The 13,261-nt window shown below is 71.3% G+C and carries 11 protein-coding genes; 4 read left to right on the top strand and 7 right to left on the bottom strand.

The features are described 5' to 3' along the window. Window positions 1–19: 19 nt before the first annotated feature. A complete protein-coding gene (locus tag AB0D53_RS13725; protein WP_362444685.1) occupies window positions 20–871 on the bottom strand; it encodes a hypothetical protein in 852 nt (283 codons plus the stop codon). Window positions 872–1,038: 167 nt separating this feature from the next. Here AB0D53_RS13725 and AB0D53_RS13720 point away from each other — a divergent pair, with 167 nt between their 5' ends. Next, window positions 1,039–1,500 carry a MerR family transcriptional regulator gene (locus AB0D53_RS13720; protein WP_362444682.1) on the top strand — a complete coding sequence of 154 codons (462 nt, stop codon included), beginning with the start codon at window positions 1,039–1,041 and terminating at the stop codon, window positions 1,498–1,500. Next, window positions 1,500–2,516 (top strand): aldo/keto reductase, encoded by a 1,017-nt coding sequence (locus tag AB0D53_RS13715; RefSeq protein ID WP_362444679.1) that lies wholly within the window; start codon window positions 1,500–1,502, stop codon window positions 2,514–2,516. The genes AB0D53_RS13720 and AB0D53_RS13715 overlap by 1 nt, the downstream gene beginning before the upstream one ends. Before the next feature lie 18 nt (window positions 2,517–2,534). Here the strand turns inward: AB0D53_RS13715 and AB0D53_RS13710 are convergent, their stop codons facing one another. After that, window positions 2,535–3,581 (bottom strand): alpha/beta hydrolase, encoded by a 1,047-nt coding sequence (locus tag AB0D53_RS13710; protein WP_362444676.1) that lies wholly within the window; start codon window positions 3,579–3,581, stop codon window positions 2,535–2,537. A 275-nt stretch (window positions 3,582–3,856) separates the two neighbouring features. Here AB0D53_RS13710 and AB0D53_RS13705 point away from each other — a divergent pair, with 275 nt between their 5' ends. Further along, window positions 3,857–6,055 carry a protein kinase gene (locus AB0D53_RS13705; protein WP_362444673.1) on the top strand — a complete coding sequence of 733 codons (2,199 nt, stop codon included), beginning with the start codon at window positions 3,857–3,859 and terminating at the stop codon, window positions 6,053–6,055. A gap of 10 nt (window positions 6,056–6,065) precedes the next feature. Here AB0D53_RS13705 and AB0D53_RS13700 read toward each other — a convergent pair whose 3' ends face one another. From AB0D53_RS13700 to AB0D53_RS13680, 5 genes are all read right to left on the bottom strand, one after another. Beyond that, window positions 6,066–6,749, bottom strand: coding sequence for a response regulator transcription factor (locus tag AB0D53_RS13700; RefSeq protein WP_362444670.1), 684 nt, complete (start codon window positions 6,747–6,749; stop codon window positions 6,066–6,068). Then, entirely contained in the window at window positions 6,746–8,080 is a 1,335-nt protein-coding gene (locus tag AB0D53_RS13695) for a sensor histidine kinase (protein ID WP_362444667.1), read from the bottom strand. Before AB0D53_RS13695 ends, AB0D53_RS13700 begins: the two co-directional genes overlap by 4 nt. 118 nt (window positions 8,081–8,198) lie before the next feature. Next, window positions 8,199–9,167, bottom strand: coding sequence for a DUF4429 domain-containing protein (locus AB0D53_RS13690; RefSeq protein ID WP_362444664.1), 969 nt, complete (start codon window positions 9,165–9,167; stop codon window positions 8,199–8,201). An 85-nt stretch (window positions 9,168–9,252) separates the two neighbouring features. Then, window positions 9,253–10,464, bottom strand: coding sequence for an alpha/beta hydrolase (locus AB0D53_RS13685; RefSeq protein WP_362444661.1), 1,212 nt, complete (start codon window positions 10,462–10,464; stop codon window positions 9,253–9,255). A gap of 320 nt (window positions 10,465–10,784) precedes the next feature. Then, the gene (locus AB0D53_RS13680; RefSeq protein WP_362444658.1) at window positions 10,785–11,450 is read right to left on the bottom strand and encodes a TetR family transcriptional regulator; all 666 of its coding nucleotides are present in this window, start codon (window positions 11,448–11,450) and stop codon (window positions 10,785–10,787) included. Between the two features lie 117 nt (window positions 11,451–11,567). Here AB0D53_RS13680 and AB0D53_RS13675 point away from each other — a divergent pair, with 117 nt between their 5' ends. Further along, the gene (locus tag AB0D53_RS13675; RefSeq protein ID WP_362444654.1) at window positions 11,568–13,178 is read left to right on the top strand and encodes an MFS transporter; all 1,611 of its coding nucleotides are present in this window, start codon (window positions 11,568–11,570) and stop codon (window positions 13,176–13,178) included. The last annotated feature ends 83 nt before the right edge of the window (window positions 13,179–13,261 follow it).

The following is a 13,261-nucleotide window of genomic DNA, read 5'->3' as shown; positions in this document are numbered from 1 at the left end:
GCCTCCGGCCCAGCCTCGGCTACTTCCGCTCCTCCCGGCTGTACAGCCGGTGACCGGTGCCGTCCGCGTTGGTGTCCCAGTAGTCGGTGTACTCCTTGTCGTCGACCCGGCCGGACAGGCGGAAGACCCTCCTCGCGGGGTCGGGGTCCTTGACCTGGAGGGAGTGCTTGTCGCCCCGTTCGTCGAGGTAGTCCACGCGCAGGTGGTATTCGACGTACTCCCTGCCCAGCAGCTGCGACTGCACGACCATGACGAAACCCTTTCCGGGCTGGAGGACCTGCGACGCCCAGCTGAAGTAGGGCTTTCCGTTCCGGGTGAGCTGCGGATAGCGCTGATCCAGGTTCAGTTCGGCGAGGACCGTCTCCTCCGCGGCGCCCCCGAGGGGCGTGATCAGCGTGGCATCGATCGCCTTGGTGCGGCGCGTGACCACGGGAACGATGTCCACCACCGTGACGGGCGAGGAGGACGCGTTGGTGACCGCCACTTTGTAGGTGTTCGCGTTGACGCTGACCACCCCCAGCTTCCGGAGCAGAGGGTTCCATGCCTCGGGGGGCGCCTCACCGGCCAGTACGGCCTTGTCCTTCGCGCTGGTGGCCCGCTTCTCCGACACCATGAACCCGTGGTCTCCGACCGGCATGATCACCACCTTGACCTGGGGCGACGAGCCCGGACGGGGCGGGGCCGACGCGGCGGCCGGTTCCTTCTCGCCGAACAGCGAGTCGGTGACGAATCCCTGGATCGACGCCCCCAGGCCGGTGATAAGGCTCACGATGACGGCGGAGAGACCGGTCAGGACGGCCGCCGCGATCGCCGTCCGCGTCGCGTTGCCACTGGATTCCGGCCGTCCCGCGGCCCGGTGCCGCTCGGACACACGGCGGAGACGCTCACGCCGACCCGACTGCCGCGCCATGGCGTTCCCCACTGTCCCCCGTATCGAATTTTCTTGATCGTAGCCAGGCCCTGGGGCGGGGCGCACCCGGAAATCCGATCCGGCCCGCGCTTGCTTCGAGTGCACTCCAAGGTTCTAGCGTGGAGGGCATGACGGTGATGGAGAGCACTTCGACGAAGGTGGACGTCTGCGCCACGGCCCCGCAGGCGCATCCGCGCCCCGAGGGTCACGACCGGTACACCATCAGTGAAGTCGCGGCCTTCACCGGGCTCACCGCGCACACCCTGCGCTGGTACGAGCGGATCGGCCTGATGCCGCACGTCGACCGGTCCCACACCGGGCAGCGCCGTTTCACCAACCGCGACCTGGACTGGCTGACCTTCGTCGGCAAGCTGCGGCTGACCGGGATGCCGGTCGCCGACATGGTCCGGTACGCGGAGCTGCTGCGCGAGGGCGAGCACACCTTCGAGGAGCGGCAGGAACTGCTGGAGGCGACCCGCCGCGACGTGAGGACGCGGATCGCGGAGCTCCAGGACACCCTCGCCGTGCTCGACCACAAGATCGACTTCTATGCGAGCGCCCGGCGGGCGCCGGAAAGGCCCAGTGCCTGATGACTGACGACAAGATCACCACCGTGGAGCTCGGCGACGGCGGCCCGCGGGTCGGCGTGCAGGGACTCGGCTGCATGGGCATGAGCGAGTTCTACGGCGACACCGACGAACCTTCGGCCCGCGAGACGCTGGACACGGCGCTGGCGGCCGGTGTCACCCTCTTCGACACCGCCGACATCTACGGCAGCGGCGCCAACGAGACCTTCCTCGCCCCGTTCGTCGGGGCGCACCGGGACGAGATCACCCTTGCCACGAAGTTCGCCATAGAGCGCAGGGACGACGACCCGCACTACCGGGCGGTGCGCAACGACCCCGCGTACATCCGCCGGGCCGTCGAGGACAGCCTGCGACGGCTGGACACCGACGTCATCGACCTCTACTACATGCACCGCCGCGACCCGGCCGTCCCGCTGGCCGAGTCCGTCGGCGCCATGGCCGAGCTGGTCCAGCAGGGCAAGGTCAAGCAGCTCGGGCTGAGCGAGGTGACCGGAGCGGAGCTGCGCGAGGCGCACGCGGTGCACCCGATCGCCGCCCTCCAGTCGGAGTGGTCGCTCTTCAGCCGGGACGTAGAGCGCAGCGCCGTACCGGCCGCCGTCGAGCTCGGGGTGACCTTCGTGCCGTACTCGCCGCTCGGGCGGGGGTTCCTGACCGGGGCGTTCACGGACGCGGCCAAGGAGCTGTCGGAGGGCGACTTCCGCAAGCACCAGCCCCGTTTCACCGGCGACAACGCGAAGAAGAACGCCGCCCTGCTGGAGCCCGTCCACAAGATCGCGGCGGCGCACGGGGTGTCGGCCGCGCAGGTGGCACTCGCCTGGGTGCAGCAGCGGGCCCAGGTGCACGGGCTGACCGTGGTCCCGATCCCGGGCACCCGCAGGAGCAGCCGGCTGCTGGAGAACGTGGCCGCCACCCGGCTCACCCTGACCGACGGGGAGCTGGCACAGCTGGAGCCGATCGCGGGGCTGGTGGCCGGGGACCGGTACCCGGACATGAGCTCGACGTCCGCCGCGCGCGAGTAGCCGCTCGTCGCCCCGGGCTCAGCGCGCCTTCCCCGCGGTGATCGCGGCGAAGGCGCGCAGCGAGTCCGTGCCCGGGACGAAGTAGCCGGTGTGGCCGCGGGCGTCCTCGGCCGGGACGCGGCGCGCGCCGAACTCCGGGGCGGCCGGGTCGGGGCCGTGCCCGAGCCCCGCCACCTCGACGTTCGGCACGTCGCCGATCCAGTCCGTGGCGTCCTTCGCCGCCCATACCCGGGCATCGGTGTGCAGATCGGCGACATCGTCCGCGCGCATCCCGGGCGAGCCGAGGACGACCAGGTCCCGGGCGCGCAGCCGGGACGCGGCGAGCCCGCACACGACGGAGCCGTAGCTGTGGCAGAACACGGCGGGCGCGGGCACACCGTCGGCCGCGAGACCGTCCGTGAAGCGCTCCAGCCGGCCGGCCCCCGCCTCGGCGAGCGAGCCCGTCGCGGCGTCGATGCCGAGGCCCACGGGGGTGGTGTACCCGGCCCAGGCGATGACCGCGCTGCCGCTCCCGGTCCGGGCGTACAGCGCCTTCGCCATGCCGGCCGGAGTGCCGTACACATCGTTCGTACGGTCGAAGGTCCCGGCGTCGATGTCCGAACCCGGCACCACCACCGCGACCTGGCGCGCGGTGCGCAGGTCCCCGAAGACCTCGGCGACCTGACCGCGTCCGCGCGGATCGAACGCCAGGATCTGCCGCCGCGGGGACTCCTTGAGGTGCGCGTACCGGGGGTCGTGACTGGCGTGCAGCGAAAGGGCGTTGGCCCGGTAGCGCAGCTCGGCGGGGACACCGTCCAGGTTGCCGACGACGAGCGGATGGCGTACGACCAGGGCCTGTTGCTGCGCTCCGGTCAACCCCCGGAAGAAGCGGGCCACTTCGGCCGGTGTGCTCCGCCCGGGGTCGGGCAGCTCCCGCCCCGACACATGGTCCGCGCGCCAGGCCGCGGTGCCCGGGGGCGGCCCGGTGAGGGGCTGCTGGACGTTCCCGGACGCCCAGCCGGCCGTCCCCGTCACCACGGTGGTGGCCAGTGCGAACGCGACCAGGGTCCTCGCGTAGCGGCGCATCCCGTCGTCCTCCCTCTCCGGCTGATCCGGCTCCTGTGCGCCGTGCGGCGCGACGGGGAGGAAGGTAGGGAGAGGAACGGTGCGGGGGCGTCACACCTGGGGGCCAAGTGCGCGGTCATACCCGGGTAGGGCGTGGTCGCCACTGCATGGCGGACGGCCCGCACACGCTCGCACAGCGAGGCCCGGCGACCGCTGATGGCTTGAGTTTCCTTTGAGGCAAGGTGAGTTGAGGGATAGCTTGATGCAGTTGACGCATGGGGCATGGGGGAGGGCCAGTGTCGGAGCGGGTGCTGTCCGGGCGATATCGGCTCGTCGAGCGGCTGGGTGCCGGAGGCATGGGGGTGGTGTGGCGGGCAGAGGATCTGGTGCTGCACCGCGAGGTCGCGGTGAAGACGGTGGCCGGGCCCGGTGTCACCGATGAGGCGGCGGCACGCCTGGAGCGGGAGGCGCGGGCCGCTGCAGGACTGTCCGACAGCCCGCATGTGGTCACCGTCCACGACTTCGGCCGCGACGGCGACACCCTGTTCATCGTGATGGCCCTCGCCACGGGGCGCCCGCTGGACCGCGTGCTCGCCGCCGACGGCCTACCGCCCCTGGTGCGCGCCGTGGACTGGGCCCGTCAGGTGTCTCTCGCCCTGGAGGCCGCGCACGAGCGGGGCATCGTGCACCGGGACATCAAACCGGCCAACGTGATGGTCGCCCCCGACGGCACGGTCCGCGTGCTGGACTTCGGTATCGCCTGGTTCCACCCCGACCTCGGCCTCGACCGGCTCAGCCGGGCCGACGGCGTGCTGGGCAGTGCCCCGTGGATGTCCCCCGAGCAGGCGCGCGGTGAGGAGATCAGCCCGGCCTCCGACCTGTACTCGCTGGGCTGTCTGCTGTATCAGTTCCTCACCGGAGTCACGCCCTTCGGGGACCGGGATGCCCTGGCACAGGTCGTCGCGCACGCCACCGAGACCCCCGACCGGCCTTCCGCGCACCGCTCAGGGCTGCCCGCTGAACTGGACCAGCTGGTGGTGGAGCTACTGGCCAAGTCCCCGGGAAATCGGCCGGCTTCGGCGACCGAGACGGTGGCGCGTCTGGGTTCGGTGGCGCTTCTGCTCGGGATCGAGGAGACGACGGGACGGCCTCCGGCGCCCCCGGCCGGGCCGCCTGCCCCGGCCCGGCGGCCCGAGCAGGCGAAGCAGCCGGTGAAGCGGCGGACCGTGCTGCTCGGAGCTCTCGGTGTCGTCGCGGTGTCGACGACTGTGGTGGTCGTCCCGAAGGTGCTGAGGGAAGGGAACGGCGGGAGCAGCGGCTCGCCCCGGACGCAAGTGCTCAAGCCCCGTTGGAAGAAGACCGTCACAGGGCAGCCGGCGCTCGAACCGGCTGGTCCGGTGGTCCTGGTGGCCGGCGATGACAAGCCGGTGGTGGCCTACGACCGGCGTACCGGCGAGGAGCGCTGGCGCGCGGCAGAGGATGTCGACGACACATACCCGATGACCGACAGCACGCTGTACGTCACAGCGGGACAAGGGGGCGAGCTCCGGGCCCTCGACCCCGCCACGGGGACGGCTAGGTGGACCTTCGCCCCGCTCGGCGACGACGACGTGACCGGCGGGGCATTCCCGGTGCTGGTGCCCGAGTGCGTCTATGTGGGCCTGGGCCGGTACGTCTTCTCGTTGGACCACGCCACTGGCGACGAGCGCTGGCGATACGAACTTCCCGACGGGCTGGGCATGGTCACGGCTCTGGCGAAGGCCCCCGGGATACTGCTCACCCGGAACAAGGAGCAGGCCTGGGCCGCGATCGGCGAGGTCGACGGGCGGCAGCTGTGGACATGGGACGGGAAGGGGAGGTGGACAAACCCCCCTTCCTACGTCGGCGAGGCCGACGGCCGTCTGTTCTTCGCGTTCGACGACGACAGCCTGACCGCCGTCGACGCGACCAACGGCCAGGCCCTCCACACGCACAAGGACGGGTACGGGGCACAGGTCATTCCCGAACACAAGCTCGTCCTGAGTACCCGGGGAAACGTGCGCGCCCGGTCGGCCGTCGACGGCAAGCAGCTGTGGTCCGTCCCGAACACCGGGAATCCCTTCGTCCTCGGCGACACGGTGGTGATGTACGAGGTGGCGGCGGACAAAAAGTCCAGCGGCACGCTGGCCGTGGACATACGCACCGGGAAGGAGCGGTGGCGCCACAAGGACTTGAGTGCGGTCTTCGAGGGCATCCGTGGCGGAGCGCAGCCCGAGAAGCACCTGATCCTTCTGGTCAACGAGAAGCACGGCACGCGCCTGGTGCGCGTTGACGCGAGCACCGGGGCGCGCGGCCCGGTGTGCTCCCTGCCGGACAAGGAGTTGCTGAGCGCCCGATGCGTCGGGGACACCGTCTACGCCCTGTGCGCCGACCGGTTGAGAGACCCCGGGAACCCGGACGACCGGGGCCCGGCGCGGAGCCGTCTTCACGCCGTGGCCCTCGCGGATCTGAAGTGAGACCGGACCCTCACCCCTCGCCCGGCACCACCACCCCCGCCTCGTACGCGAAGATCACCGCCTGCGCCCGGTCCCGCAGGTCCAGCTTGGCCAGCACCCGGCCGATGTGCGTCTTCACCGTCTGCTCGGCCAGCACCAGCTTCGCCGCGATCTCCTGGTTGGACAGCCCCCGCGCGATCAGTTCGAGCACTTCCGTCTCGCGCGGGGTCAGCCCGTTCAGCCGCAGCGACTGACCGCTCCGGGTGGCCCCGGTCGGGCCCTGCCGGGCGAAGTCCGCTATCAGCCGGCGGGTCACGGACGGCGCGAGCAGCGCCTCGCCCGCCGCGACCACCCGCACCGCCGATATCAGGTCCGCGGGCGGCGCGTCCTTCAGCAGGAACCCGGATGCCCCGGCGCGCAGTGCCTCGTACACGTAGTCGTCCACGTCGAACGTGGTGAGCATCAGGACCTTCGGCCGGTGCACCACCCCCCGCGGCGGGTTCAGCAGCTCGCGGGCCGCCGCCAGGCCGTCCATCTCGGGCATCCGGACATCCATCAGGACCACGTCCGGGTGGACGCTCCGGCTGACGTCGATGCCCCGGCGCCCGTCCGGCGCCTCACCGACCACGTCGATGTCGCTCTGCGCCGAGAGCAGCGCCGCGAACCCCGCCCGCACCATGGCCTGGTCGTCCACGATGATCACGCGAATGGTCAAGAGTCCTCCGGGGCCGGGGGCGTAACAGCGGTCAGGGGCAGTCGCGCGGCCACCCGGAAGCCGCCGTCGGGCAGCGGTCCGGTGTCCAGCGTGCCGCCGGTCAACCGTACGCGTTCGCGCATACCGATCAGCCCGTGCCCGGTCCCGGCCGTCTCCAGTGGTGAACCGGGCTGCTGCGCACGGTCGTTGACCACCAGGATCGTCAGATGCGCGCCGTCGGACGTGATCGATATCCGGGTCCGCGCACCCGGGGCGTGGCGGAGCACGTTGGCCAGGGCCTCCTGCACGATCCGGTACGCCGACAGGTCCACCGCCTGCGGTACGGCGGGCAGCCCGGCGGACAGCGAGAGTTCGGCCGGCAGTCCCGCCCGTACCGTCGCCTCCACCAGCTGCTGCACCCGGTCGAGCCCCGGCTGCGGTGCCCGCTCGCCGTCCGTGCCGTCGCTGCGCAGCACCGCCAGCAGCCGCCGCATCTCCGTCAGCGACTCCCGGGCGCTCGCCGCGATCGCGGCGAACTCCTCGTGCGCCTCCTCGGGCAGCCCGGCGATCCGGTAGGGCGCGGAGTCGGCCTGGACCGTGATCACGGACATGTGGTGCGCGACCACGTCGTGCAGCTCGCGGGCGATCCTGGTGCGCTCCTCCAGCAGCGTGCGCTGCGCCCGCTCGGTCTCGCTGATGGTTTCCTGCTCGGCGAGCCGGCGCTGTGCGTCGCCGCGTTCCCGGATCACCGCACCGATCACCATGAGCACCGCGCCGAATGCCGGGAGCAGTGCGGAGGTGCCGTTGCTGCGCCCGGTGGCGCTCACGTGCAGGACCAGGCTCGCAGCGGCGGTCAGTGCCCAGACGGAGATCACGGTGCGCCGGGTCTCGCGCAGGGCCACCGCCAGCATCACGAAGAGGTAGCAGATCAGTGTGGGCGGGGGCCAGGGCCAGATGCCCATCGGCGGCTCCGGGTACACCAGCAGGACCAGCGCCCCCACGATGTCGGCGGGGAAGATGATCCACCACGCCTGAAGCGGGCGGTGCGCCAGCATCAGCAGCGGCGCCGTCTGGGCGACGGTCAGCAGGGCGGCCAGTCCTTCGACCACCCCGTACTCGTTGGTCAGCACATTGAGCGTGACCGGGACGAAGATCGCCGCGAGCGCGAAGACCACCACGTACGGCAGCATTCTCCGCCACCGTTTGGACGCGTTCGAGAGGGGCGGCACCGGGGGATGGGACGGATGCGAGAGGTCGTGGGCCATCGCGCGCAGATTGCGGCAGGCGGCGCTCACCAGGCCGTCGGCGGCGGGCTGTGGGCGCGGCGGCGCTCCGGACGGGGAAGTGGTCATGGCCGGATCAGCCTAGGGAGCGGACCTGCCCGGTGGCGTCATACCTGGGTTCCGGTTCGCCGCCGGGCCTCTCGTACGGGGGTACTACCGGCCGGCCGGGCCGACCGGCCGCGGGGTCCTACAACTCGGCGAGCAGTTGGGCCTTCTTGGCGCTGAACTCGTCGTCCGTCACCAGACCGGCCTGGTGCAGCTCCCCGAGATGCCGGATCCGCTCCGCGATGTCCGCGGGGTCGCGCCGCCCCGCGCCCGCCAGGACGGCCGCGGGAGCCACGGCCGAGGAATGGTTCCTGCGCACCGATTCCAGCACGGCCGCGGCGAACGGCAGCGACTCGTGCACCGGACCGTAGCCGAGGCCGAAGACCACCGCGGCCGGGTCCTGATCGGCCCGGGCGGGGCGGGACGCCACCTGCTGCGGGCCGGGCACCGCGCCCGGATCCGCGACCATGCCCGCACCGCTGCCCCGGTCGGGGCACGCGACCGCGCCCGCTCCCGGGACCGCGTTCTCCAGGCCCCTGGGCACCAGCCGCAGATAGCCCTCGAACCCCTCCGGCGAGCGCCACTCGACGCCGCTCAGCTCCGTCACCGGGAACGTCTGGTCGCCGGCCTTCCACTTCGCCGTGGAGGCGCCCGTCCAGAACCAGCGGAAGGAGACCCGGTCCCCGTCGAAACCGGCCCGGCCGTCGTACGCCTTGAACTGCATCGGCGCCTCGGGCGCCGCGACCAGGAACCGGTCGGCGGGCTCCGACGCCTCGGGGCCGAGCCGGGCGCGCAGTTCGTCCGCGTAGTACTCGGCCAGCGTCTCGCGCTCGGCGGGGAGCACCAGCCGGTACGGATCACAGCCGTCCTTCAGCTGCCCGGCCGCGGCCTCGACCAGCGGATCGGCACCGCGCCTCGGCACGGCACGCAGGACCACCGTGCCCCGCTTGCCCGGGGTCAGCGTCACCGACGACAGCGCGGCGTGCGGGACGCGTCGTTCACGAAGGCTCTGGAAGAGCTTCGGTGTGCGGATCCCCCGTTCGAAGCGGATGAGCACGGAGTCGGTGTCGAACTCCCAGGTGGCATGAATTCCGGCCAGCACATCACCCATGTGCCTCATCGTATGCGGCACTTGCGTCGCACGTCCCCCCTCGTCACGGGTCACGGTCGATGGTCCGCCAGGGTCCCCGCGCCCGTCAGATGCCCTGGCTTCCGGTGATTCGTTCACGGCAGCCGGCGTCGGAGACCGCGCAGCTCACCGATCCGTAGGCGCCCACGCCGATGGCGGCGAAGTTGCCGAGACTCTCGGTACCCGGCTCGAAATAGCCGCTGTGCCCGACCGCGTCGCCCGCCGAGACGATGCGCGCGCCGAAGCCCGGGTCCACCGGGTCCGCGCCGTGGCCCAGCCCGCCGAGCTCCAGGTTCGGTACGTCCTCGATCCAGTCGCCGCGATCACGCGTCGCCCACACCCTGGCCCCGGTCCGCAGCTGCGCGGCGTTCTCCACCCGCATGCCGGGGCTGCCGGCCACCGCGATGTCACCGACCCTGGGGGGCAGTTCGTGCGCGGCGACCCCGCAGAGCACCGAGCCGTAGCTGTGGCAGAACAGCGAGACCGGGGCATCGCCGGGCAGCGCGTCCACCAGCGCCTTCAGCCGCACCGCCCCGCGCTCGGCGAGGTTGCCCAGGGCCGCGTCCATGCCGATCCCGGCGGGCGTGGTGTAGTCGGCCCAGGCGATGACGGCGGTACGGGTGCCGGGGCGCGCGGCGCGCTCCGCCGCGTACAGCGACTTCGCCATGCCGACCGGGGCGGCGTTGACCTTGGGTGCGGACCGCTCCAGCGTCAGCAGATTCGTGTCGACGCCGGGGACGACCACGGAGATCCGTTCGGCCCGGTCGAGACTGCCGAACACCTCGGCGGCCCGGCCCTTCCCGGACGGGTCGAAGGCGAGGAAGTGGCGGCCCCGGGCGAGCATCGAGTCGAAGCGGTGCATCCGGCGGACCGCCTCGGCGCGGCCGTCCGGGGAGAGCCGCACATCGTGCATGCGGCGCCGCTCGACCTGCCGCGCCTGCGCGACGGCCAGCCGGTTGGCGTGGTAGCGCAGGGTGACCGGGGCGCCGTTCAAATTGCCCACGACCAAGGGGTACTTGTCGGCCAGCGCGGTGCGCTGCGCGGCCGTGAGCGTGGCGAAGAACTGGGCCAGCCGGTACGGCGGGGCGTCGGCGTCCGGCAGCGCATGACCCGCCACCCGGCCCCGCGCCCAGGCGGCGAGCGCGATCGTGCGTGGCTCGTCGGAGGGTTGGTGACGTACGGCGGTCCAGCCAGTGGTCGCCAGCATCACGAACACGACCGCGACGGCGAGCAGCGCGCGCCATGCGGTGAGCGTGGGGGAGGAGTCGAAGGAAGTCACTCCGGCCCACATTAGGAGACGCGCGACGACAGCCGTGAAGAGGGTGACACACATCACTCGGCTGCGGGGAATTCTGGGGCGGGCTTTTCACGCTCTGTGGTTGTCGCACGCACGCTCAGGCGCGCCGAAAGCCTGAGGGATGTCACATGTGGCCGCCGGGGAGCGGCTGTTGTGAAGTCGGTCATGCCGCGGAAGTGAGGGATGCGGCACATCGGCGTGGGTCATGCGGTACGCCGGCGGGGGCACGCGGTACGTCGGGCGTGGGTCATGCGGTACGTCGGGCGTGGGTCGCGCGGTACGTCGGGCGGGGGTTCTTGCGGTCAGGCCGGACCGGCGTCCGTCCGCCAGTCGCCGGCCAGTGCCGGTCCCAGCTGGTCCAGGTACGACTCGGTCAGGGCGCGCAGCGAATCCACGTCGCCGTCCCGGCTCCGCCCCCAGAGCTGACCGCTCACCCGCATCACCCCGCTGAAGGCCGCCACGGCGACCCTCGGTCGCGGGTCCTCGTCGACGTCGAGCCCCTCGCGCCCGGCGATCAGCGACGCGAGCTGGTTCTCCAACGTGCTGCACCGCCGCAGATGGGCGGCGAGCAGCGAGGGTGTCGACTCGATCATCCGGTACGTACGCATGTGGAGTTCGACCGTGGTGATCTCCTCCAGCGCCTCGCCGATGCTGCTCCAGGCGCAGAGGACCGCGTTGCGCATCGCCTCGAACGGGGCCTCGTCGGCGGGGCGGCGGCGCAGCTGCGCGAGGAAGTGCGACTCCACCATGTCCTGGACGGCGAAGGCAGCCTCCTCCTTGGAGGCGAAGTAACGGAAGAAAGTGCGCTGGGAGACCTCCACGGCGTCGACGATCTCGTCGACGGTGGTCTCGTCGTACCCCTGGGTGGTGAAAAGATCGAGGGCGGCGTGCAGCAGAGCGTCCCGGGTGCGTCGCTTCTTCCGTTCGCGCAGTCCGGTCGGATGCGAGCCCCGCTGCCCATCGGTCACTTAACCGGCCTTCTTTCTCCTGCTTTGTCCAGCTCAGCGTACCTGTGAGCTACGTGACAGTTACTGTCTTGTGAAATGGTTTGTCAACTGTCAGAGGCTGACACTAATCTCCCGGGCATGACTAGTCAGACCACCGTCGACAAGGCGTCGCGGGAGCCGCAGGAAACCGTCGCTCCCGCACCGGCCAAGGGGCTGCGCGGCCACCCCTGGCTGACGCTCTTCTCCGTGGCCATCGGCGTGATGATGGTCGCGCTCGACGGCACGATCGTCGCGATCGCCAACCCCGCCATCCAGCAGGATCTGAACGCCTCGCTCGCAGACGTCCAGTGGATCACCAACGGCTACATGCTCGCCCTCGCGGTCTCCCTGATCACCGCGGGCAAACTCGGTGACCGGTTCGGCCACCGCCAGACCTTCCTCATAGGTGTCGTGGGCTTCGCCGCGGCATCCGGGGCCATCGGCCTCTCCGACAGCGTCGCCCTGGTGATCGTGTTCCGGGTGCTCCAGGGCCTCTTCGGCGCCCTGCTGATGCCCGCCGCGCTCGGCCTGCTGCGCGCCACCTTCCCGGCCGAGAAGCTGAACATGGCGATCGGCATCTGGGGCATGGTGATCGGCGCCTCGACCGCGGGTGGTCCGATCCTCGGCGGCGTGCTCGTCGAGCACGTCAGCTGGCAGTCCGTCTTCTTCATCAATGTGCCGGTCGGTGTGGTCGCGCTGCTGCTGGGCCTGGTGATCCTCAAGGACCACCGCGCCGAGAACGCGCCGCGCTCCTTCGACATCGGCGGCATCGTGCTGCTGTCGCAGGCGATGTTCTGCCTGATCTGGGCACTCATCAAGGGTTCCGAGTGGGGCTGGGGCGACTACAAGACACTCGGCTTCCTGGGCGCCGCCGTGGCCCTGTTCGTGGTCTTCGCGCTCTCCCAGAAGAACGTCGGGGAACCGCTGATCCCGCTCGCGATGTTCCGCTCCATCCCGCTGTCCGCGGGTGCGGTCCTGATGGTGCTGATGGCCTTCGCGTTCATGGGCGGCCTGTTCTTCGTCACCTTCTACCTCCAGAACGTGCACGGTCTGAGCCCCGTCGACAGCGGACTGCACCTGCTGCCGCTGACCGGCATGATGATCGTCGCCTCGCCGCTCGCGGGCGCCATGATCACCAGGTTCGGCCCGCGGGTCCCGCTGGTCGGCGGCATGGTGTGCACGGCGGTCGCCATGTTCGGCATGTCCCAGCTGGAGATCGGCACCGGCACCCTCACCATGTCGATCTGGTTCGGTCTGCTCGGCCTCGGTCTCGCCCCGGTGATGGTCGGCGCCACCGAGGTCATCGTCGGCAACGCCCCGATGGAGCTCTCCGGCGTCGCGGGCGGTCTCCAGCAGGCCGCCATGCAGGTCGGCGGCAGCCTCGGCACGGCCGTGCTCGGCGCCGTCATGGCGTCCCAGGTCGACTCCCAGCTGGCCGACAACTGGAAGGCGGCACAGCTCCCGCCGCTCAGCCCGCAGCAGCTGGACCAGGCCTCCTCGGCCGTCGAGGTCGGCATCCCGCCGGTCGACGGCAACGTCCCGCCGGAGATCGCGGGGAAGATCGCGGACGTCGCGCATGACACCTTCGTGTCAGGGATGAGCACGGCGTTCATGGTCGCGGGCGTCGTCGCGGTGGTCGCCGCGCTGGTCGCCACGCTCACCAAGCGCGGTGCGAACGCCGAGGCGGGCGCGGGCGCCGGTCACATCTGACCGGACCCACGACGGCCCCCGGGCTCCGCGCCCACGCGTCAACACAGTGCGTACGACAGCCCCGCCGGACCCTTCCGGCGGGG

This window comes from Streptomyces sp. NPDC048295 (genome assembly GCF_040652135.1).
In the GTDB taxonomy this organism is placed as follows: Bacteria; Actinomycetota; Actinomycetes; order Streptomycetales; family Streptomycetaceae; genus Streptomyces.
The sequence above is the reverse complement of the archived record's forward strand: the minus strand, read 5'-3'. Positions and strand labels throughout refer to the sequence as shown.